Here is a 22,197-nt window from a genome sequence, read left to right as displayed (position 1 = left end):
TCACTCTACGGCGAGAGCCTTTTCGATGAGCTCGGCGCCGTTCGGAACCTTTTCCGCAAAGTTCTTGTAGGAAGACTCCCTGGCGATTGCCAGCCACGCGTTATAGTCCTCCTGGGACATCTCCACGACCTCGACGCCGGCCTTCTCGAAGGTGTCGACCATTTCCTGGTCACCCTTCTTGATCTCTTCCGAGAAATAAGCCTCGGCCTTTTCGGCGGCCGCCATGATTGCCTGCTGCTGTTCCTCGGACAGGCGATCATAGCTTCTCTTTGACATCAGGATAGGTTCATACATGAACCACAACGCATTGTCGCCGGGAGCGGTAAGGCACTTGACCTGTTCGTAAAGGCGATAGGAGACGAAGCTGGCCGACGAGGTATTGGTTGCGTCGAGCACACCGGTCTGCATGGCGGAATAAATCTCCGACGACGGCATCGAAGAGATCGACGCGCCGGCAGCAGCCAGCATTTCCTCGAAAGCCGGACCAGCGGAACGGATAACCTGACCCTTGATGGTGTCGGGTGAGGTGACGCATGTCTTCTTGGAGGCAAAGGCGCCCGACAGCCAGGCATCGGCGATGACGATGACGCCCGCTTCTTCGATGACCTTCTTGATGTCGGCCATGAATTCGGACTCGTTAAGCCGCTCCGCACGATCAAGATTGCCGACCAGGCCGGGCATCAGTGTCGCCGAAAAGATCGGATGACGGCCTGATGCATAGTCGAGAGGAAAGGACGACATGTCGAGCAGACCGCGCGTCATGGCATTCCATTGTTCGGTGGGCTTGTAGAGCGAGGAACCGGGATAGACCTGGATCTCCAGGCCGACATCGGCAGCGGCCACTTCCCTGGCAATGATCTGCACCATCTCGTCCCGGGGGTCGCCCTTGCCTCCGGGAAATTGATGCGATGCTTTGAGGACTGTCTGGGCCTGCGCTGTTCCCGCGACCACACAGCCTGCGGCGAATACAGCCGCCAGCCTCAAGATGCCGGCAAACTTCTTCATGATTTTCCTCCCTGCGTTTCCGACCTTCTTGGTCAGATCAGGTAATTGATCACCATTCTTGCGCGCAAAGTCAACGCTCTTGTATACAAGATGAGAAAGTTCGCATAAGCAGGATCAGTTCATTGGCTGCCACCACCTTCCATAAACTGCGGGACGAGATTGAAAACGGCATTGTCACGGGAACCCTTGCACCGGGTGAACGGCTCGACGAGGTGCAGCTTGCCAACCGGTTTGGCGTCTCACGCACGCCGATCCGCGAGGCATTGATCCAGTTAGGGGCTATTGGACTCGTGGAGATAAGGCCGCGGCGCGGCGCAGTCGTCGTGGATCCCGGCCCCAACCGGATCTACGAAATGTTCGAGGTCATGGCCGAACTGGAAGGGATGGCCGGCGCGCTTGCCGCCCGGCGCCATGCCGAGGAAGACCGCGCCAAGCTGCTCGCGGCCCATGAGAAATGCGAGCGCTCGGCAACCAGCGGCGATACGGACGCCTATTACTACGACAACGAGAGATTCCATAACGCAATATATGAGGCCAGTCACAGCGGCTTTCTCTACGACCAGTGCGCGGCATTGCACCGCCGCTTGCGACCCTATCGCCGTCTGCAATTGCGGGTCCGGAACCGCATGAAGGTATCTTTCAGCGAACACACCCGTATCGTAGAGGCAATACTGGCCGGAGAAGCGGAAGCTGCCCGCGACCTGCTACGAAGTCATATTGCCGTGCAGGGAGACCGCTTCAGCGACCTTATCGCGTCCTTGTCCCGCGACGAGAGGAAGGCTGTCTGAGCCCTCAGACTTGGGTCGGGACAATCAGGCTTCACCATTGCAGTTCGTCGCAAGCTGTTGAAGGATGCGGCCTCGGTGAATGTGAAGGAATCTGGCATGATGAGGCGGGTCGGCTGGTTGCTCTTGGCGCTTGCTGTCGTCCTCGCTGCCTATCTGGCATTCTGGCCGGTCCCCATCCAGCCTGTGCCCTGGACCGCTCCGCGTGATCCGGGCTATTCTGGTGTCTATGCTCCGAACAATATGCTGATTGCCATGAAGCGGCTGCCGCTGGAGGGCCGTTTCGGGCCTGAAAGCGCGGCGGTGGCGCAGAACGGCGATGTCTATGTCTCTACCCGGGGAGGCGAAATCCTTCGGCTGGACGCCGCTACCGCGCAGTTTTCTCTATTCGCCGATACCGGAGGCTCTCCGCGCGGCCTGACCTTCGGCAAAGATGGCAGGCTGTTCGTGGCTGACGCTGATCGCGGCCTGCTTGCCATTGACGGTGCCGGCAAAGTTTCAGTGCTGGCGGACGAGCTTGGAGAGGGCGATCCCATAACGAATGCGGAAGCACTGGATGTACGCTCCGACGGCACGATTTACCTGACCGAATCCACAATCCGGGATTTTGACGATAGGGAGGCCGGGCCTATCGCAACCTCTGCCGCCTTGCTCGAACATGCCGGCACCGGTCGTTTGCTCAGATATGATCCTTCCTCACGCCGTGTCGAGGTCCTGCTGGATGGGCTGCAATTCGCCGACGGAGTGGCGCTGACGCAGGACGAGACGGCACTTCTGGTGGTTGAGACGGGAAGCTACCGCGTACTCAGGCTATGGCTTCAAGGCGAGAGGTCAGGAGAAGTGGAGCCACTGATCGGCAATCTTCCCGGCCTGCCGGCAAATGCCAGCCGCGCCAATGACGGGACATTCTGGCTCGGTCTGACAAGCCCGCGCTCCTCAACCGTGGACGCCCTTTCCGGCTATCCGTTCCTGCGCAAGGTCCTGGCACGGCTGCCGCAGGCGCTGCGGCCGGTGCCCCAACCTTACGGTTTCGTTCTCCATTTCGATCAGGATGGCAATATATTGGAAACCCTGCAGGATCCGTCCGGCTCCTATGCCTCGATCACAGGTGTCGTGGAGGGGCCGGAAAGCCTTCTCATCATCACCAGCCTTACCGAGGACAGTATCGGCGTCCTCCCTCGCTGACCAGCGATTGGCGCTGCCAATCAGGACGAAACGGAGGCCGATCTGATCAGATAGGGGAGCGGATCCGGTTCGGCCCCACGCGCTATAACGTCGATGCGCGCGATGGCGCGATCACGCGACACGCGCAGATGGCGCTCAAGCGCTGTCGAGGCATCTTTGATCCGCTCAGCCAGAAGCCGGTCGATGATCCCGATATGCTCGGGCAGCAGCGGCTCTATGTCGAACAGCCGAGCCGTCCAGCGGTAGAGAAAATGATGTGCGATCAGGAGCGATTGGGGGAGCGTTATGGCCTGCATGAGCGTCTGGTTGCCGCAATAGCCAAGGAGCGTCACATGCAGGTCGTGCTCCAGCCGGTCGAGCGTGGCACCATCGATATTGTGTGCATTGGCAAGCGCATCGCCCAGCCGGTCGCGCATCGCCTGCAATAATTCTCGCGGAACGTTCGGCGCCGCCTTGCGCAGAGCGACAGGTTCAAGCAGCCAGCGCAGTTCATAGAGTTCGCCGACATGGTCCGGCGTCAGCGCCTGGGCATACCAGCGCGAGCGGTCGTCCTTGCGCAGGAGGCCCCGCTGCTGCAGCCGCCCGATGACGTCACGCGCCACAGTTCGGCTGACCCGGTAATGGCGTGCCAGTTCCGCCTCATTGACGCGCCAGGTGGCAAATGAAATACGCGCGGCAATCTCGCTTTCCACCTCGCCATAGATGCGTTCCCAGCTCGGCAATGAGACCAGCCGCACCTCGTTTGCCGCCGGTGAGGACCGGGAATTGCGCTTCCCGATACCTGCTCGGTTCCGTAGTCGGGAAACGATGAAGCCCTGCCCCTGCCGCCGCTCGACCAGACCAGCCTCGGCGAGTTCCGCCAGGGCTCGCCGCGCCGGCGCACGACTGATGCCGAATTGGGCGGCAATGCCGGTCTCCTTCAGCTCCGTACCGGCGGCCAGTTCCCCTCTCGCGATTTGTCCTGCCAGTATATCGAAGGCACGCTGGTAAAGGCGTGGAGAGGAGCCGACCGCGCCCGCCGTCTGATTCTTCGTGTTTTTGGCGCTTTCGCCCATACGGTCTTTTCTCCTGTCGCATCCGCTCTAGACGCTGCGCGGGCGCGCGGCAACGCAGTGTCCAAACGCGGCAAGGCAGGACCCCGGAGTTTGCAGCTGGCCGACAAATTTCAGCTTGCCCAACAGGCAAAAAAATGTCTAGTGTCTACATAAGACAGTACAGTGTGGACATGAGTCCGTATCTGGTTCCGGGGAGGAAGGGATGGCAGGCCGCCTGGCGGGCAAGCACGCATTGGTTACGGGTGCAGGTCAAGGTATCGGCCGTGCCGTTGCTCTTGCCTTCGCGGAGGAAGGGGCACGTGTTGTCGCCACCAGTCGCACGCTTTCGAAAATGGAGGACTTGCCGGATCTTCAGCCGGCCATAGAGCCCTTTGCGCTCGACGTGACGCAGGGCGATGAGGTGGCGCGCGTGGTCGCCGAGGCCGGGCAGGTGGATATTCTTTTCAACTGCGCCGGCTGGGTTCATACCGGCACGATCCTCGACTGCAGCGAGGAAGACTGGACCAAAAGCCTCCACCACAACGCCACATCAATGTTCTATACGATCCGCGCCGTGCTGCCGGGCATGCTGGAGCGCGGAACCGGTTCCATCATCAATGTGGCATCGGTCGCCTCCAGCCTGACCGGCGTTGCCGACCGCTTCGCCTATGGCGCCAGCAAGGCCGCGGTGATCGGCATGACCAAGGCCGTCGCACGGGACTTCATCCGCACGGGCGTGCGTTGCAATGCGCTTTGCCCAGGCACAACCCTTACGCCCTCGTTGGAGGAACGGATCCGGTCGAGCGAAAATCCAGAAGATATGCGGCAACGCTTCACGGAGCGTCAGCCGATGGGCCGGCTTGGCAAGGTGGAGGAGATGGCCGCCGCTGCCGTCTATCTCGCCAGCGACGAGTCGGCTTTCACCACCGGTACCGTCATAGTGGTCGATGGGGGACAGACCCTGTGACAGACGCGGCCGAAAAACTCGTCGAGGCGCCGGTCCAGGCACCCATCCCAAAGCTGGAGAGCTTTTGCCGGGCCGCATTGTTGGCGGTGGGAGCCGACAATGCGACATCCGACGCCGCGACCCGGGCAATGATGCATGGTTCCCGCCTCGGAATCGACAGCCATGGCGTACGCCTTCTTGATCATTATTGCTGGGTACTCGCTGGCGGACGGGTAAATGGTAAACCTCAAATGCGCGTCCTGCGGGAATTCGGCGCTGTGGCGACGATTGATGCCGATGACGGCCATGGGGCTCTTGCCGCCTATACCGCCATGGATCACGCGGTGGGTCTTGCCGAACGCAACGGCATTGGAGCTGTTGCCGTCGCCAATTCCTCGCATTTCGGCCCGGCTGGCGCTTTCGCCATTGAGGCTGCCAAAGCCGGTCTCGTCGGCCTTGCCTTCTGCAATTCCGACAGTTTTGTGCGACTGCATGGCGGCGCTGCCCGGTTTCACGGCACCAATCCCATCGCCTGTGCCGTGCCGGTTCCCGATCAGCGGCCGTGGCTGCTCGACATGGCGACCAGCGCCGTCCCCTACAACCGGGTCCAACTCTACCGATCGCTGCGTCTCAGGCTGCCGGAGGGCGTTGCTTCGGGCACAGACGGGTTCGATACGGACGATCCGGAATTGGTCGAAATGCTTGCTCCGCTTGGCGGTGCCTTTGGATTCAAGGGAGCCGGGCTTGCCGGTATGGTGGAGATATTCAGCGCCATCTTCACCGGCATGCGGCTCAGCACGGATATCTTGCCGATGAGCGGGCCAGATATGGCGACGCCACGCAAACTCGGCGCTTTTGTCATGGCGCTCAAACCGGAAGCATTCGTGGACCGCGCCGTCTTCGACGATGGCATGGACCGCTATCTGGCCAGTCTGCGCAGTTCGCAGCCGAGAGCGGGCGAAGCCGTCATGGCGCCGGGCGATCGAGAATGGGCGGAAGCCGACCGCCGCGCCCGCGAGGGCGTCCCGATCGATCCGCAAACGGAAGAAGCGTTCAGGAAGCTCGCCGAGCGCTTCGGGCTCGCCATGCCTTTTTGATGAGGAAGCCGCGGCCCGACAAGCCGCGGGAAGGAATAGAGGAAAAGACAGGAGGAGAAGATGAAAATGTTCAACAGACTGGCGCTGGCAACAGCGGCTCTGGGCATTGTGTCGGCGCTGAGCGCGCCTGCCATAGCCCAGGAACAGAACACGCTGCGCTTCAACCATGTGCTTGGACCCGGCGAGCCCTTCCATCAAGGTTTTGTGGAATGGGCGAAGCGCGTCGAAGAACGCACCAATGGCGGTCTCAAGATAGAGGTCTTCCACAGCGCCCAGCTCGGCGTGGAGGAGGACATCATCGAGCAAATTCGCCAGGGGGCGAACATCGGCCAGAATACGGACGCCGCGCGCCTCGGCAATTATGTGCCGGGCATCGCCGTGGTCAATGGGCCCTATTTCGTTGAGTCTCTGGAGGAAGTCTCCTCCCTCGCCGACTCGCCGACCATGATCGAATGGCAGAATGAACTGGCGGACCAGCATGGGCTCAAGGTGGTCTGCTTCGACTGGATCCAGGGCTTCCGGCATTTCTTCACGAACAAGGAAATCCGCACACCCGAGGATCTGGCAGGTCTGCGCATCCGCACGCCGCCGGCGCCGATCTGGCAGGAATCCATCCGCGCGCTTGGAGCCGAACCGACGGCGATGAATTTCGGCGATGTCTATCCGGGACTGCAGCAGCAGGCGATTGATGGAGCCGAGCTGGTCTATCCCAACATCACGGCCGGCAAGCTTCACGAAGTGCTGAAATATGCCAACGAGACCGCGCATATCCTGCTGGTCAATTTTCAGGTCGTTAGCTCGCAATGGTTCAACGGCCTGCCGGAAGACCAGCAGACGGCGCTGGTCGAGGAATGCCGCGCCGTCGGGCAGGAGACTTCCGCGACCGTCGCCAAGGCTGTCGAGGAGGCAAAGGCCAAAGTGCAGGAAGAGGGCATGACTGTTGTCAGCGACGTCGACATGGATGCCTTCCGCGCTGCCGGGGAGAAGGCTTACGAAGCGCTTGATCTGGCCGAGGCCAAGAACAAGGTGCACGAAGAGATCGGCAAGTAAGCCGGCAGGGAAGAAAATCAGAAGGCGAGGATCGCCATGCGCGCGCTCTACTCATATCTCCTGAGGATCGAGGCAATCCTCGCCGGTATTTTCCTGCTCCTTATGGTGGGACTGATCTTCACCGGCGGAGTAGCAAGGCTGATGCGCAACCCGCTGAACTGGACCATCGACCTTGCCACCTGCTTCTTTGCCTGGGCGTGCTTCCTCTGTGCCGACATCGCCTGGCGCAATAATTCTCTGATGTCGATCAACCTTGTGGCCGAACGGGCGCCCGAGCGGATGCGGCAGGCGCTTGCTTATCTGAATTATCTGATCATCTCGATCTTCCTCGTTTATCTCATCTATTCCGGCCTGCTTTTGTCGTGGGTCAGCCGTGCACGCAGCTTCAACGGCATTCCGGGTGTCAGCTATTCCTGGGTGACGATGAGTCTGCCGGTCGGAGCCACGCTCCTGCTGATCACCACGATCCTGAAGGTCCGCCAAGCCATGCTCGATGACGGCTTGCTGCGGCGACCAGCGGTCAGCACCGAATGAGGCCGAAATGCTGATCGTCTCTGTCGCCTTCGTCATCCTCCTGCTCATGGGCATGCCGGTAGCCTTCGCCATCGGCATTTCCGGAGCGCTGTTCTTTGTCCAGCACTCCGAATTGCCATTCACCATTCCGGTTCAGGTAACGGTGTCGCAAACGCAGAACTTCGCCCTGCTGGCGGTGCCGCTTTTCATCATGGCCGGCAATTTCATGAACCACTCCGGCATCACCGAAAAGCTGCTTAATCTGGCTTCGGTGCTGACCGGAAGGCTGAAGGGCGGGCTGGCGCAAGTCTCGCTGGCCCTGTCTGCCTTGATGGGCGGGGTCTCCGGCTCGGCAATCGCCGACGCAGCCATGCAGTCGCGCATGTTGGGACAGGAGATGGTGCGTCGAGGCCTCTCGCGGGGTTTTGCCGCTGGTGTGCTGTCTTTCGGCGCGGTGCTGACGCCCACCATACCGCCCGGCATCGGGATGATCATTTACGGTACGATCGGGCAGGTTTCCATCGGACGGCTTTTCGCGGCAGGCTTTGTACCCGCTTTCCTGCTCTGGATCGCACTCGGCATCGCCGTCTGGCTGACGGCCAAACGGCGTGGTTATCCGCCGGAGCGCAACACACGGCCTAACGCAAGCGAGGTTGGCCAGGCGTTCCGAGGCGGCATCTGGGCGTTGCTGTTTCCGGTCTTCCTGCTCCTGGGCTTGCGCCTGGGAGTCTTCACGCCCTCCGAGATCGGTGCTTTCGCCGTTCTCTACGCCGTCTTTATTGGCGTCATCGTCTACCGCAAGATGAAACGACAGGGTTTCCTGGCCGCGCTGGAAGGCAGCCTCTCCGATGTCGGCTCCGTGATGTTCCTTATCGCGCTGTCAGCCATCTTCAGCTATGGCATTGTCCTTGAGCATATTCCCGAAATCGTCTCCGGCTGGATACTCGGCATTACCGACAATCTCTCCGGCGTCATGGTGCTGATTGTCATCTTCACGCTGATAGCAGGCTTCTTTGTCGACGCCACGGTGCTCATCATCATGCTGACGCCGATCTTCCTGCCGCTTGTCGCGGGGCTCGATGGCGATCCAGTGCATTTCGGCCTGGTCTTCATCGTCGCGGCCACAATCGGCAATTTCACCCCGCCGGTGGGCGCGGCCATGTACACGGTCTGCTCGATCATGCGCTGCCCGATTGGGGAATATACGCGTGAATCACTCCCCCTGATGGCAGCAATCACATTGGTCACGCTGGTCCTGATCTTCATCCCGGAGGCGGTTCTCTTCGTCCCCGACCTCCTGTTCAACTGATATTGTCGTCCCACACGCGCCGGCCGGTTCCGGCCGAGCGCCCTAGCCGAGACGCCGTAAGCCGGATCGAGTCGTCGAACCGGTGCGGAGGCCTGGTTTATTCCGCAGTCCCTTACGCGTTGGCCATTCGCATTGCAGCGAGTGCCCCGCCATTTCTGATCGCATCGAGATGAACGGCTACCCTTCGTGCTATCTCGCCGCTTTCGTCGATTGATGTGAAGCCGGCAACCTGGAAGACTTGCGCTACCAATTCGCTCACCGACAACATTCCGGAAAAGAGGTCGGCAAGCCTGTCATCGAGCGGATCAGCGAAGTGTCCCGCCGGCAGTGTCCTGCCGCGCGCCTCACAACAGGCAATCCATGCCGCGACGACGGTGAGCAGATGGCCGGTCGGGGCACCATCGCGCAGTCGCGTCGCCGCAGCGGCAAGGATACGCTGCGGGAGCTTCTGGCTACCGTCCATGGCGATCTGGGCGGTGCGATGGACCAGCGCCGGATTGCTGAAACGCTCGGCGAGTGCAGCGGTATATTTGTCCGGCTCCAGTCCCGCTTCGCGGGGCAGCGTGGGGATCGCCTCCTCCCAGAGGCCATTGATAAAAGTGCGGATATCAGGATCGTTGAAAGCCTCTGCCACGCTTGCGCGACCGACAAGCAGACCGAGATAGGCCATTGCCGAATGAGCACCGTTCAGGAGCCTGAGTTTCATCTCCTCGAATGGCCGTACATCCTCGACCATCGTGACTCCGAAGCGCTCCCATCGGGGACGGCCCAGCGGGAACTGATCCTCGATGACCCATTGCATGAAAGGCTCGGTCTTGACCGGCCAAGCGTCCGTCACGCCGATCTTCCCGGATATCCGGCTGCGATCCTCGTCGGTCGTGGCGGGGACAATGCGATCTACCATGGTCGAAGGGAAAGCCACATCCGCCATGGCTTCCGCATATTGGGAGCCGCGTGCCGTCACATATTCGAGAAACAGCTGGCGCACGGTTTCACCATTGGCCGGAAGATTGTCGCAGCAAAGGACAGTGAAGGCCGGTAACCCGGAGGCGAATCGATTTTCGAGGCCGGCGGACAGAAAGCCGTAGACGGTGCGAGGGCGCTGCGGGTTCGAAAGATCCCAGGCGATATCGGGATGATCGAGATCGAGCTTGCCGTCGCCACGACGCAGATAGGCTTTTTCGGTCACCGTCAGCGTGACGATGCGCGTAGCCTTATCGGCCAGATACGCCACCAAAGCCTGCGGGTCTTCCGGTGCGACGAGCAGTTTCGCAATCGAGCCTATCACCCGCAGCCTCTCGCCGGCCTTGTCCTGTACGGCCAGCGTATAAAGGCCATCCTGAGGGCCAAGAGCATCACGCGTATCCGGGCTGCGCAACGAGGCGCCTACGATCCCCCAATCACCTTCGCCGGCCGCCAGGCAATCGTCGACATAGACGGCCTGATGGGCGCGATGGAAGGCGCCTGTGCCGATATGCACGATGCCGGTGCTGATGCCGTTACGATCATAGGCGGGTGTTTCGACCTCACGATTTATTTTGCCGAGATTGCCGTCACAAAGCCGGGTGGACCGATCCTGTTGCACGCATTTCTTCCCTTGTCGCACGAGCGATGTTCCTCCTGCGGGTATAACGGCTCACGCGCCTGCTGCAATCGAGTCATCAAGCAAACCATTCATTTTGTTGGTATGTTGACATTGTCTTCGGCGCACAGCCATAACGCCGCCGAGAGGAAGGAGCGCCACCGCATATGAACGCACTTGTCGATCGGAATCTCCTTTTTCCGGCGGAAGCAACGACACGCTCGCTGGCTCGCGCGCTCTACGAGACAGTAGCGGACTTGCCGATCATTGGCCCTCATGGACATACTGATCCACGCTGGTATGCGCTCAACGAGCCGTTCCCCGATCCGGCGCAGCTTCTTGTCGTGCCGGATCACTACATATTCCGAATGCTGTTCAGCCAGGGCATCCGGCTCGAGGATCTCGGCGTGCCAAGACTCGACGGGGCGCCGGTCGAGACGGATGGGCGGGCAATCTGGCGGTTGTTTGCGAGCAATTATCACCTGTTCCGCGGCACGCCGACACGGCTTTGGATGGACTATGTCCTGTCGTCGCTGTTCGGGCTGGAGGAGCGGCCAAGCGCGGCCAATGCCGACCGGCAATATGACCGGATTTCCGAGCGCCTGGCCGAGTCTCAATTCCGGCCACGCGCTCTTTTCGAGCGCTTCAATATCGAGGTGATCGCTACCACCGAAGGTGCGCTGGACGATCTGAAATGGCACCGCATGATCCGCGACAGCGGCTGGAAGGGACGAGTCGTTACCGCCTATCGCCCTGATGCAGTCGTGGACCCGGATTTCGAAGGCTTTTCCGCCAATCTCGACAGGCTGGGTGAAATCACCGGTGAGGATACCGGTTCGTGGAGCGGATATTTGGAGGCTCATCGCAAGCGGCGGGCCTACTTCAAATCCTTCGGCGCGACGTCGTCCGACCATGGTCATCCCAGCGCCGACACGGCGAACCTTCCCAGTGCCGAGGCCGCCTTGCTTTTCGACCGTATTCGGACCGGCAAGGCCGATGCAGACGAACGCGGGCTGTTCCGGGCGCAGATGCTGACCGAGATGGCCAAGATGAGCTTGAGCGACGGGCTGGTGTTGCAGATACATCCCGGCTCCTGGCGCAACCATTCCGATGCCATGATGGCGCGTTTCGGGCGCGACAAGGGCTTCGATATACCGACCCGGACGGACTATGTCGGTGCGCTGAAGCCGATGCTCGATGCGGTAGGCTTGGAGCGGGATCTGACGATCGTTGTCTTCACGATCGACGAGTCGACCTATTCACGCGAGCTCGCTCCGCTTGCCGGCGTCTATCCGGCGCTCAGACTTGGCCCCGCATGGTGGTTCTATGACAGCCCGGAAGGCATGCGCCGCTTCCGCGAATTCACGACCGAGACTGCCGGCTTCTACAACACCGTCGGGTTCAACGACGATACGAGAGCGTTTCCCTCCATTCCCGCACGCCACGATCTGGCACGCCGGGTGGACTGCGCCTTCCTCGCGCGGCTTGTCGCCGAGCACAGGCTCGACGAGAATGAAGCCTTCGAGGTGGCGAGGGACCTGGCCTATACGCTGGCGAAAAAGGCATATCGGCTCTGATGGGAGGGGCTGGCCTCCACTCCTAATTTTGTGACGATACGGAGGCCAGACAGGGATCGAGCATAACCTGCTGGTCGCCCACCCTTTTGTAGCCGCCGCCGAAGAGGACCACATTGCCGGGCTGCATGCCATTGGTGCTGTAGGTCACGCACATCACCTGCACGCCGGGCTGTTCACACATCACCAGATAGGCCAGAGTGCCATCGAACTCGACCGCCGACAAAGGACCGACGATGGAAAGCGTGATCCTGGCGTCCGTCTGTGGCGCCCGGTCAACCCATGTACCGATCGTCTCGCATGTCGCCGGTTCGTCAGCATAGCCTTCACCGGGCCTGAAAGGCCCAGTCGGATCGCAGCAGCTCTGTTCCTGAGCCACGCCCCCATTCGGCATCAGAAGGATGCCCGCGAGAAACGGAACGAACCAATAGCGAGGAAGCAAGGACGAAAGCCAGATTTTGAGAATAGCGGCTCGCAAGCTGGCCGCTTCTGGTGGCGATTCCAAGGCAGAGCGCACCATCGCGAATGGTAGGCACATCACTCACAGTTTATGCAGGCGCTACATAAAAGTTGCTCGAAATTAGCCAGTCCATGTGATGCGGCCATCGGCAAACGCCAACAAGCTACCACGATCGCCCACCAATGAACTCTCCGGTTGTTTAACCACCCGTCCGGTGGCATCGTATGTTGCGGTGCAGCATCAAGGCGTCGAGACACACACCGTTTTGAGAAAGTGAGTGAATGATGGCTGGCTGTAGAAGAGTGGACACATATTGGGCGCACGCAGCCTGCCTGCAGCGCCCTGTGACTTCCGCCACGGCCGCTGTGTCGGCATGCGGGCTGCCGATGCGGGCAGCGAGCTACTGAAAGGGACAGAGGGCTTGCTGGATCGCAGCGAAAAGAGTCTCGACCAGGAAGAACAGGTCGTTTACGGCCGTCTGCGCAGCGGGCGGACACGCGCAGCCGTTCACGGCGTCTTCTGGTCGGCCCTGAGCGGCTTTGCGCCGGCAGCGGTTGCCGCCGGCGTATTCACCGTCACCTCGCGCTTCCTCACGCCGGCCGAGTTCGGCCTGGTGGCGCTGGCAGCAAGCGTTGCCCTGCTGGCGAGCGCCGTCGCCCCGGCGGGCTTCGGCCAGGCGCTCATTCAGCGCGACGATCTCGGACGGCGGCATCTCGACTCGGTATTCTGGCTCTGTGTGCTCGTCGCGCTGGCCATCTACATAGTACTCGTTTTGGCTGCCCCTTTGCTCGCACACTTCATGGGGGAACCTGGCCTGGCGATGCTCCTGCCTGTTATCGGCTTGYKTKTCCTCTTCGATCTTGCCGTCGTCGTGCCGAATGCCCTTCTTTCGCGTGCCATGGCATTCAGCAAGATGACGGTGCGGACGTTGATCGCCTCGCTCGTTTCAGCGGCCGTCTGTCTTGTCTTGCTGGTTCTGGGATACGGACTTTGGGCATTGGCGCTGTCGCAGCTCGCCTCGTCGGTTGCCATATGCATAGGTACGCTGCTGTCGGTCAACTGGCGACCCGGCCTGCGCTTCGAATTGCGTGCACTGCGCGAGCTTGCCCATTACGGCATGTTCGCATCGGGCCACAGGATATTGGGCATGATCAGGCTGGATCAAATCCTGGTCGGCATGTTTTTGGGCACGACGGCGCTCGGCATATTCAGCTTCGCGCGGCGGATATTCCAGCTCCTCAACGATTTCATTGCCGGTGCGCTGAACGCTGTTTCCTATTCGCTGCTCGCCTCGCTGCAGAGCGAGCATGAGAAGCTGAAAGAGGCGTTTCTTTTCGCGACCTTCGCCTCCGCGGCTCTCTCGTTCCCGGTGTTCGTCGGACTGGCCATCGTCGCAGGCGATCTCATCCCGGTGCTTTTCGGCGCCCATTGGGTTGACGCCATCCCCGCCCTTCGCAGTTTCTGCGTCATCGGATTGTTGAGCTGTATCGGCATCCTTCAGGCATCGTTGATTAACAGCCAGGGCAATGCCAACTGGTGGTTCTACTACATGGCAGCCAAGCAGGCGACGACGGTGCTGGTGATCGTGGTCTTCTATCGGTTTGGCGTTTCCCTGCTGGTTTTCGCCCTTGCCGTACACACCTTCCTCATGTGGCCGATTGCCGTCTGGATGGTCCTGAAGATATTGAAGATCGGTCCCTGGACCTATCTTCGGCCATTTCTCTCACCCGCCTTTGCCAGCCTGGCGATGCTGGTCGGCGTTCTTGCCCTGCGGCAATACATGATTGAGGATTCGGCATCGCTGCGCCTCATCAGCGAGGTCCTGTTCGGTGCAATGGTCTATTGTATCGTGCTTGGCGCTCTCGACAGCCGCCGAATTTTCCGGATACGCGACGTTGTGCTGAAGCGAGGAGCAGTTTCGGTATGAAACTCACCTATTTCAGGGGCAACGTGCCCAATTTCGGAGACGAGCTGAACACCTATATGTGGCCGCGGCTGTTGCCACAGGACTTCCTCGACGAGGACGACAGCGAATTGTTTCTCGGCATCGGTTCGATACTCTGGGAACATCATCCGAAGGAAGCCCACAAACATGTGTTCGGATCGGGATATGGGGGATATGCAGCGCCTCCCGATGTCCACAACGGCACATGGGACGTGATATTCGTGCGCGGCCCCCGGACGGCGGCGCGGCTCGACCTGCCACCGTCCAAGGCCATTTGCGACAGCGCGATTCTCTTGCGCAAGCTCGACCTGCCGCCGGCGGCTGAAGACCTCGGCATTGCGTTTATGCCGCATTATCACAGCTTCTCAAGAGGCCATTGGCCGGAAGCCTGCGCAAAGGCGGGCATTCGCCTTATCGATCCCCGCAACGATGTCGAAAAGATCCTGATCGAGATTCGCGGGGCGCGCATGCTGATTACCGAAGCCATGCACGGCGCCATCGTCGCCGATGCCCTGAGAACTCCATGGCTTGCGGTGCGCCCGATACATGCCGAGAATGCCGCCAAATGGTTTGATTGGGCCGAATCCCTCGGATTGGACCTGAGCCAGCACCCGCTCCAACCGTCGAGCCTGTTCGAGCTCTATGTAAGTGCGACAAAAGGCCGGCGTTACTACGAAGGTCGCGCGAGGAGATTAGGCACGAGCGCGCTTGCGGCGCCAGCGGACCGGGTTCTGATTTCCCTCGCCGCGCGTCATCTCACAGAATTGAGCCGGCGTGAGCCGCAACTGAGCCGCGACGATCGTATCAACGATGCTTCCGACCGTGCATTGCAGGCCGTCGAGGAATTCGTCCGGTCGCGCGCTCCCGTCATGGAGCGGCGGCCATGAATACCACGATCGCTGTCGTCATTCCCTATTTCCAGAGGGAACCGGGCATCTTGCGCAAGGCTATCGATTCGGTTGTTGCCCAGGAACTGGCCGACGGCGTCGATGTGAAAATTATCATCGTCGACGACGAATCGCCCCTTCCCCCGCAGCCGGAGCTTAGCGGTCTCAATCCACCTTCTTCATACAGCCTCGTCGTGCTGAACCGAGGCAATGGTGGCCCTGGCGCTGCGCGGAACACGGCGCTCGATCATCTGGATCCGGCGGAAACGGATTATGTGGCCTTTCTGGATTCGGATGATGTTTGGTACCCCGGCCATCTCCGTCAGGCAGTCGCCATGCTTGCCGATGGAACGGATTTTTATTTCGCCAACAGCATGCACGATGGCGTCACGTCGTTCTCCTATTTCGAATACATGACAAGAAACCACGACGTCAGCGTGGGTGCGGAACCCGAGACACGATCGATATCGGGGCAGCAGGCATTCAACGAGTTTCTGGTTCGCTGCATCCCGCACACCTCCAATGTCGTATACAGGTTTCCGCCCCATCGCGATGTGCGCTTCGATCCCAGATTGCGCCGGACCGGTGAGGATCAGCTCTTCTGGATCACACTCGCAAAGCAATCCGACAAGGTCAGTTATTCCACTGCCGTCATGGGGTCGCGCGGACGGGGGGTGTCGGTTTATCGGGAAGCTCTTGCATGGGACTCGGTCAACGCGCCCGATCGCCTGATCGACGGGCTTGTCTTCAGGGACAAGCTTGTCACCATCTTCGATCTGGATCCGACGCAAAGAGGGTTAAGCGAACAGGAAGCCCAGGAAACGCGCGACCATCTGGTATTTCTGTGTCTCAGAAACCTGCGTTACAGGCCGCTCGTCACTCTGCGCGCAGCTTTAAGAATCACACGGGAACTGCCCTCGTTCTGGTTTCATTTTCCAAGGACCTGCCTTCGCGTTCCAGCCCATCACCGCACATTCAAGACCCAGGCAGCCAGTCCGCAACCCTGACCCGGCGAGCGAATAATAGGACGACCGTTTTGAATATCGTTTTCGCGAGCGCACACCCTTATCTTCCGCAGATTGCCGGCGGCAGCCAATCGAACACCCATGAAATGACGCGGGAGCTTCTGGCGCGCGGACATGAGGTTAGCGTCCTAGCCGGGCTGACGCTCGACGGCTGGATCGGCACGCGCAGTCGAGTGTTGATGAAGCTGTCGCGGCGCAAAGCCATCTGCGACCGCAGCCAGGGCTATCCCGTCTTCCGTTCCTGGTTCGCCTGGGAGGGGGCGGCCGATGTGGTGCGTTCGGTGGCGCCGGACGTCATTGTGGCACAATCCGGCAAGATCCTGCGCGTAGCCAAGGCCTTCCGGGATTTGGGCCTGCCGACCGTCATTTATCTTCACAATGTGGAGTTTGAGGATCACGGGGAGCCGATCGAAGATTTCCGGGATGCCATCTTCCTTGCCAACTCGCAGTTCACCGCTGACCGCTACCAGGATGCCTGCGGAATTCGCTCGACGGTCATAAATCCGCTTTTCCAGCCTGAACGCTACAAAGTCGCTTCGCGCCGCGAACGGGTCCTGTTCGTAAACCCCCATCCGCTGAAAGGGGTCGATCTCGCCATCGCGCTTGCGCGGGCATGTCCTGATATCCCCTTCGATTTCGTGGAAAGCTGGACATTGTCGAACGACCAGCGATCGTCACTTCAGCAAGGCATGGCCGGGCTTGGCAATGTAACACTGCATCCGCGGACGGACGACATGCGCGAGCACTACCGTCGAGCCCGTATCGTTCTGGTCCCCAGCCGGTGGGAGGAAACCTGGGGGCGCATTGCTTCCGAAGCGCATTACAGCGGAATCCCTGTTCTTGGTACGCGGATCGGCGGATTGACCGAGGCCGTCGGGCCCGGTGGCATTCTCCTCCCACCGCAGGCAGAACTGTCGGAATGGGTAGAGGCTTTGCGCTCCCTTTGGGAAGATTCAACCCTCTATGAAACCCTTTCCCAGGTTGCGATGCGTTACGCAGAACGTCCGGAGCTCGATCGTACGCGCCAGATCGACCAGATGGAGGAGATATTGGCCAAGGCTGCCAATAGTCGTGCAGTCGAGGCCGCATGAGGCTGGCCAGCCGGCCGCAAACCGTCCGCCAGGAACCGCAGTCCCTTCATGCGTTCTCGAGCATCCATCGATAAGGCGTATCCCCGATCATTTCACGCAGTTCGTCATAGTTCTCGATCGTCTCTTCAAGCGGATCAGGATTGGTCTTGCGCAGAAGGATGTCCGGCTTTTCGGGCTTCAGCCCCATAAATTCTATTGCCTTGCGATAAGCGACGAATGGATCGTCGCTGATATGCTCTTCGTAATTCAATTGGCAGACCTGCTTACCCGCCAAGAGACTGTCGAGACGCGCATGGCCCTCTTCGATCATGCGGATTGCATCGATCAGATCGAGATGTCTGGCGCCGATCGGTATCCTGTGCACATCGAGATGGAAGCGTCTCTTCTGCCGTTTCTGGCCGGCGCGGATATGAAACTGGCCGGTTTCGCGCAGGACGGCGCCGGAAATCAGCCGGCGCAGGATGTTCTTCCTCTTGAGCACGACGAAGCGCTCGAACCCGAGCTCGGACAGCGTGTCCACATATCGCTCAAGATCAAGGCCGATCACTTTGAGATGATGCTCGTCAAGAAACTTGGTCTCGAAACCGAACATCCGGTTGCGCGCCTCGCGCATTTCAGCCCGCAGCTCCTTCAGCGGATCTTTCGGAAGAGAATAGCTGCCTTCAGCAGCTTTCATGTAGCGGTCATGTTCCCTCTGAAACACCTCGCCCGCCCAATAGATGCGTCGATGCTGCTGCAGCATTCCCACCAGCACGGTGCTGCCGACGCGGCCGACATGAAACATGGCAACGTTTCCCGGACGGAGCATGCCAAGCAGCGGGTTCAACACGGCCTTGGCATATTTGCGGGTCTGACGGCTGATCGAGGGTTGGAGAAGTTCCGACATGGAAGCACCTTCCTGCATTCGGCATGGAGACGGTGAGCGAACTGCGGCTCGGCCCCCTCCCGCCGGGCGCAGGCGGCAACAACCCCTCCGGCCTGCACCAGGCTCGTCCCGAGCATCTAACGGGATCGGCGATCGAGCGCGGCCCATGTTGGAACGTCCGGAAAGGCCATTATAATCGGGGTGGCGGAAATTGCATCCGCCTTGTCGACATCAAGCTAGCCTGCCGGTCCCCGCCGCCAGAGAGACGTAAGCACCGGAAAACCTTGTCTCACGCAGTGGTTACCACACGGACAGGCCCACGACGATCGAGAACATCGACAACCACCTGGGACCCGGAGCGGCGCAGTGTAATGTCGGCGGAACCTCCGTCGAGCACAAGATTGCGAATGGTGACGTCTCCGAGAAACTCCGGCAGCATCGGTTCATCGAAGGTGATTTGAACCGGGCTCGGATCGAATCCGAGACCGAGACAGGACTGCAGCATGTACAAAGGCGCCCCCGCTGCCCAGGCCTGTGGCGCACATGCGACCGGGTAGAAAGTCGGGCCCCGCGTATGCTGCCGCGCGAAGCCGCAAAAAAGCTCGGGAAGACGGCGAAGGTCTATATAGGTGGAAGCAGCAAAAAGCCCTTCGAAAATGCGTGCCGCCTCGCGCTTGAAGCCATAGCGGGCGAGACCGGCGGCAATCAATGCATTGTCGTGCGGCCATACGGAGCCGTTGTGATAGCTCATCGGATTGTAGCGCGCCTCCGTGGTGGCCAAGGTACGCACGCCCCAGCCGGAAAAGGAAGTGGACGCCATGAGCACCTTGGCCAGCACCGCAGCGCGATCGGGATGCGCAATACCCGTCAGCAGGGTGTGACCGGCATTCGAAGCCCGGACGCGGCAAGGCTTTTTCTCCCCGTCAAGGGCAAGGACATAGGTGCCCAATTGCTCATCGAAGAATGCTTCGTCGAAAGCGGCACGCAGCACCCGAGCGCGATTCTCGAAACCGGCAACCCTATCCGTCAGACCAAGGGCGCGCGCAATTGCGGCAGCGGCACGCCAGGCGCCATAGGCATAAGCCTGCACCTCGGCCAGCGCGATCGGACCTTTCGCCAATGTGCCGTCTGCATGGAAAACGGAATCGTGGCTGTCCTTCCAACCTTGATTGATCAATCCATCGTCCGTTTGCCGGCCATATTCCAGGAAGCCATCCCCATCACGATCGCCAAATCGCTCGATCCAATCGAGCGCCGCCTCGATGCTCGGCCAAAGACGCCGCAAAGTAACGATGTCACCGGTGCGATCCAGATAGGCGCCCGCCAGCATGACAAACAAGGGTGTGGAGTCGATGCTGCCGTAGTAGCAGCGAAAGGGAACTTCCCTCAGTTCCGCCATCTCGCCGTAACGCACCTCGTGCAGGATCTTGCCCGGCTCGGCATCGGTGGCCGGATCGATATCGGTCGCCTGTTTTGAGGCGAGATGCGAAAGTACGCCGCGTGCGATGGCGGGATGCAGCCAGAGCGTTTCGAGCGCGGTAATCAAGGCATCCCGCCCGAAGACGGTGCTGAACCAGGGAATGCCGGCATAGGGATAGGGCCCTTCCGGCTTGTCCGTGATCAGCATGTAAAGATCGGAAATGGAGCGGCGTACCGCCTCATTGAAAATCTCGTTGGATGTCTCGATCCCGGCCGCCCGTGCGGACGACGAGCGCAAAGCCTGACGTGCTTTCCTGAGTGCGGCGCCAAAGCTGCGCCGCAGCGGTCCCGCGGTCACCCTGTCACAGGCAATCTCGATCACGACGATCCGGGCTTGGCGCGGCTCGAGATCGAATAGGAATGTTGCATGATCTGCAGAAATCTCATGTGGGATGGGATCGAAGCGCAGCGTCGTTGCCCGGCGGCGGCCATCCAGGCCGACATAGGCAAGCACTATATGGTCGCTCCCGATTTCGGGCGTCTGCATGTCTCCGCGGCGCTCCCGATGCATGCCGCGCACCTCGAACAGGTCCGCGAAATCCGCCGCAAAGGAAATCTCAACCTTCACCTGTCGCCGGTGCTCGTCGAAATTGCGGACCGCCAGCCGCTCATGGCACACTCCATCCCAGAGAAAGCGCGAGCGGCGAAGATGCAGCAGGTCGTGCTCGACAACCAGTTGGCCGCCGCTGTCGAACAGATCAGGATTGGTGAGATCACAAGTCAGCGTCGCGTTGTCGTCGCGCAGCGTCGAGGAAAGAAGAAGAGGTCGTTGACCGTCGATCGTAAGATAGAGATGTGAAAGATAGCGCGTATCGCGATGAAACAGTCCTTCCGGACTGCCCGGGCCTGAGATCGCATCTCCATTGTGATCGAACACGGCGAAGGTATCGCCATGCTTGAGCGTGCGGGGCCGCCGCTCCTGGAGAGAAGCGGCGGCCGGAATGAAGAACTGGGTGGGAGTCCTGCCCTGTCCGGCCGATACGGGATGACGGACAGGAGCGCCGATATCCATGTACGTCATTGATTGTATCTCCCGCGTTAAGCAGCGACCCGGCCTTCCGTGCCTTTGCCATCATAGACTGCGATAGGCAATGTATGCTCCACACCTGCCAGTTCGCGGTAGATTGCCAGATAGTCTAGCGCCATCCGTTCGATCGTAAATCGCTCCTCGAAAACGGACCGCACGGCGCTCCGCTCAAGGCTGTCGACTTTGGAAACCGCAGCCACCGCATCGTCGAGATTATCGACGATGAAGCCTGTGAGGCCGTCGTCGATAACTTCCGGCACCGAACCATTGCGGAACGCGATGACAGGTGTGCCGCAGGCGATCGCCTCGATCATCACCAGACCAAAGGGCTCCGGCCAGTCGATGGGAAAGAGCAGCGCACGAGCGTTGCCGAGGAAATCGGCCTTCTGATGCTCGTTGATCTCACCGATGAATTCGACGTTGGGATGGTTTGCGACCATCGGAGCGATGATCTCATCCCAATAGGTCTGGTCAGCCTTGTCTATCTTCGCAGCAATCTTGAGTTTCATGCCGGCACGCGCGGCAATCTCGATGGCGCGATCAGGACGCTTTTCCGGCGAAATGCGGCCGAGAAAAGCAAGATAGTCACCGTCCGGCACTTCGGTAAATGGCAGCAGATCCTTTGGCAAGCCATGATAAACAGTACCGGCCCAATTGACTCTCGGCATAGGGCGGCGCTGATCGTCCGAGATCGATATGAGAGGGTAATGCGGAAATACCGAATAAAAAGGCTTAATGTCCGGAAGGTCGAGCCGACCGTGCAGCGTCGTCACCATCTTGTTGGAGAACGACGCCGCCATCGGATAGTGCAGATAATCGATGTGGAAATGCAGGATATCGAACTCGGCGGCGCGGCGGCGTACCTGTTCAAGCATGACTGAATGGTAGGGGAGAGGGTCCCTGACGGTCGGATTGAGCCGCAATGCCATGTCGCAGCAGGGCACCAGTTCCGCATTTGTTATGGAGTCCCCACTTGCGAACAGCGTAACCTCATGCCCCTGGCGCACCAGTTCTTCCGTCAGATAGGATACGATACGTTCCGTACCCCCGTAGAGCCTGGGTGGACAACGTTCGGCAAGCGGGGCGATCTGGGCGATCTTCATCGGCAAAACCTCCTCGGTTGAGCAAAGTGTTGCAATGAGCGCATCGGACAGGTCAGCCACCCCTACGGGGCGTGGCATGGCCTCATTCAGTGTTCAGCAAGGACTGCCTGCCGTCATCTCGTCTGACGGGAATCGGATTTCCGCATCACCCGTCCTGTCCGCCGATGCCACGGGGACTGCAAACGAGAGAAGCAGGGCCTGACGGGACCCTCCTTCTGCAAATGATTGATATTGT

At 60.1% G+C, this 22,197-nt stretch carries 19 protein-coding genes; 12 read left to right on the top strand and 7 right to left on the bottom strand.

Annotated elements, in window-relative coordinates:
• Nucleotides 1-1,005, bottom strand: a complete 1,005-nt coding sequence (gene dctP, locus L598_RS06390) for a TRAP transporter substrate-binding protein DctP (RefSeq protein WP_144861135.1) — start codon at nt 1,003-1,005, stop codon at nt 1-3.
• A gap of 122 nt (nt 1,006-1,127) precedes the next feature.
• Here dctP and L598_RS06385 point away from each other — a divergent pair, with 122 nt between their 5' ends.
• Nucleotides 1,128-1,793 (top strand): GntR family transcriptional regulator, encoded by a 666-nt coding sequence (locus tag L598_RS06385; RefSeq protein WP_144861134.1) that lies wholly within the window; start codon nt 1,128-1,130, stop codon nt 1,791-1,793.
• Nucleotides 1,794-1,889: 96 nt separating this feature from the next.
• Nucleotides 1,890-2,975, top strand: a complete 1,086-nt coding sequence (locus L598_RS06380; protein WP_144861133.1) for an SMP-30/gluconolactonase/LRE family protein — start codon at nt 1,890-1,892, stop codon at nt 2,973-2,975.
• 20 nt (nt 2,976-2,995) lie between these two features.
• On the opposite strand, the gene L598_RS06375 is transcribed toward L598_RS06380, so the two are convergent.
• Nucleotides 2,996-4,030 carry a GntR family transcriptional regulator gene (locus L598_RS06375; protein WP_144861132.1) on the bottom strand — a complete coding sequence of 345 codons (1,035 nt, stop codon included), beginning with the start codon at nt 4,028-4,030 and terminating at the stop codon, nt 2,996-2,998.
• A gap of 202 nt (nt 4,031-4,232) precedes the next feature.
• On the opposite strand from L598_RS06375, the gene L598_RS06370 reads away from it, so the two are divergent.
• The 5 genes from L598_RS06370 to L598_RS06350 are packed head-to-tail and all read left to right on the top strand — an operon-like array spanning nt 4,233 to nt 8,924.
• Nucleotides 4,233-4,976 carry an SDR family oxidoreductase gene (locus L598_RS06370; protein WP_144861131.1) on the top strand — a complete coding sequence of 248 codons (744 nt, stop codon included), beginning with the start codon at nt 4,233-4,235 and terminating at the stop codon, nt 4,974-4,976.
• On the top strand, nt 4,973-6,052 hold the full coding sequence (locus tag L598_RS06365; RefSeq protein ID WP_144861130.1) for an Ldh family oxidoreductase: 1,080 nt from the start codon (nt 4,973-4,975) through the stop codon (nt 6,050-6,052). The genes L598_RS06370 and L598_RS06365 overlap by 4 nt, the downstream gene beginning before the upstream one ends.
• A gap of 60 nt (nt 6,053-6,112) precedes the next feature.
• Nucleotides 6,113-7,102, top strand: a complete 990-nt coding sequence (locus tag L598_RS06360; RefSeq protein ID WP_144861129.1) for a C4-dicarboxylate TRAP transporter substrate-binding protein — start codon at nt 6,113-6,115, stop codon at nt 7,100-7,102.
• A gap of 36 nt (nt 7,103-7,138) precedes the next feature.
• Nucleotides 7,139-7,636, top strand: a complete 498-nt coding sequence (locus L598_RS06355) for a TRAP transporter small permease subunit (RefSeq protein ID WP_144861128.1) — start codon at nt 7,139-7,141, stop codon at nt 7,634-7,636.
• Between the two features lie 7 nt (nt 7,637-7,643).
• Entirely contained in the window at nt 7,644-8,924 is a 1,281-nt protein-coding gene (locus L598_RS06350; protein ID WP_144861127.1) for a TRAP transporter large permease, read from the top strand.
• Between the two features lie 112 nt (nt 8,925-9,036).
• On the opposite strand, the gene L598_RS06345 is transcribed toward L598_RS06350, so the two are convergent.
• Nucleotides 9,037-10,461: a mannitol dehydrogenase family protein gene (locus L598_RS06345; protein WP_246658663.1), complete on the bottom strand. Its 1,425-nt coding sequence runs from the start codon at nt 10,459-10,461 to the stop codon at nt 9,037-9,039.
• A 212-nt stretch (nt 10,462-10,673) separates the two neighbouring features.
• Here L598_RS06345 and uxaC point away from each other — a divergent pair, with 212 nt between their 5' ends.
• Nucleotides 10,674-12,083, top strand: a complete 1,410-nt coding sequence (gene uxaC, locus L598_RS06340) for a glucuronate isomerase (protein WP_144861126.1) — start codon at nt 10,674-10,676, stop codon at nt 12,081-12,083.
• A 22-nt stretch (nt 12,084-12,105) separates the two neighbouring features.
• Here uxaC and L598_RS06335 read toward each other — a convergent pair whose 3' ends face one another.
• Nucleotides 12,106-12,459: a hypothetical protein gene (locus L598_RS06335; protein WP_246658653.1), complete on the bottom strand. Its 354-nt coding sequence runs from the start codon at nt 12,457-12,459 to the stop codon at nt 12,106-12,108.
• Nucleotides 12,460-12,853: 394 nt separating this feature from the next.
• On the opposite strand from L598_RS06335, the gene L598_RS06330 reads away from it, so the two are divergent.
• The 4 genes from L598_RS06330 to L598_RS06315 are packed head-to-tail and all read left to right on the top strand — an operon-like array spanning nt 12,854 to nt 17,488.
• A complete protein-coding gene (locus L598_RS06330) occupies nt 12,854-14,467 on the top strand; it encodes a lipopolysaccharide biosynthesis protein (protein WP_246658652.1) in 1,614 nt (537 codons plus the stop codon).
• Nucleotides 14,464-15,372 (top strand): polysaccharide pyruvyl transferase family protein, encoded by a 909-nt coding sequence (locus L598_RS06325; RefSeq protein WP_144861124.1) that lies wholly within the window; start codon nt 14,464-14,466, stop codon nt 15,370-15,372. The genes L598_RS06330 and L598_RS06325 overlap by 4 nt, the downstream gene beginning before the upstream one ends.
• Nucleotides 15,369-16,379, top strand: coding sequence for a glycosyltransferase family 2 protein (locus L598_RS06320; RefSeq protein WP_144861123.1), 1,011 nt, complete (start codon nt 15,369-15,371; stop codon nt 16,377-16,379). Before L598_RS06325 ends, L598_RS06320 begins: the two co-directional genes overlap by 4 nt.
• A 29-nt stretch (nt 16,380-16,408) precedes the next feature.
• Entirely contained in the window at nt 16,409-17,488 is a 1,080-nt protein-coding gene (locus L598_RS06315; protein ID WP_186444943.1) for a glycosyltransferase, read from the top strand.
• A gap of 46 nt (nt 17,489-17,534) precedes the next feature.
• Here L598_RS06315 and L598_RS06310 read toward each other — a convergent pair whose 3' ends face one another.
• The 3 genes from L598_RS06310 to L598_RS06300 form a co-directional block, all read right to left on the bottom strand.
• Nucleotides 17,535-18,374: a hypothetical protein gene (locus L598_RS06310; RefSeq protein WP_144861121.1), complete on the bottom strand. Its 840-nt coding sequence runs from the start codon at nt 18,372-18,374 to the stop codon at nt 17,535-17,537.
• A 268-nt stretch (nt 18,375-18,642) separates the two neighbouring features.
• Entirely contained in the window at nt 18,643-20,844 is a 2,202-nt protein-coding gene (locus L598_RS06305) for an amylo-alpha-1,6-glucosidase (protein ID WP_144861298.1), read from the bottom strand.
• A 26-nt stretch (nt 20,845-20,870) separates the two neighbouring features.
• On the bottom strand, nt 20,871-21,962 hold the full coding sequence (locus L598_RS06300; protein WP_144861120.1) for a glycosyltransferase family 4 protein: 1,092 nt from the start codon (nt 21,960-21,962) through the stop codon (nt 20,871-20,873).
• Between the last annotated feature and the right edge of the window lie 235 nt (nt 21,963-22,197).

This window comes from Mesorhizobium sp. J18 (assembly GCF_007829525.1).
Classification (GTDB): domain Bacteria; phylum Pseudomonadota; class Alphaproteobacteria; order Rhizobiales; family Rhizobiaceae; genus VLJP01.
The sequence above is the reverse complement of the archived record's forward strand: the minus strand, read 5'-3'. Positions and strand labels throughout refer to the sequence as shown.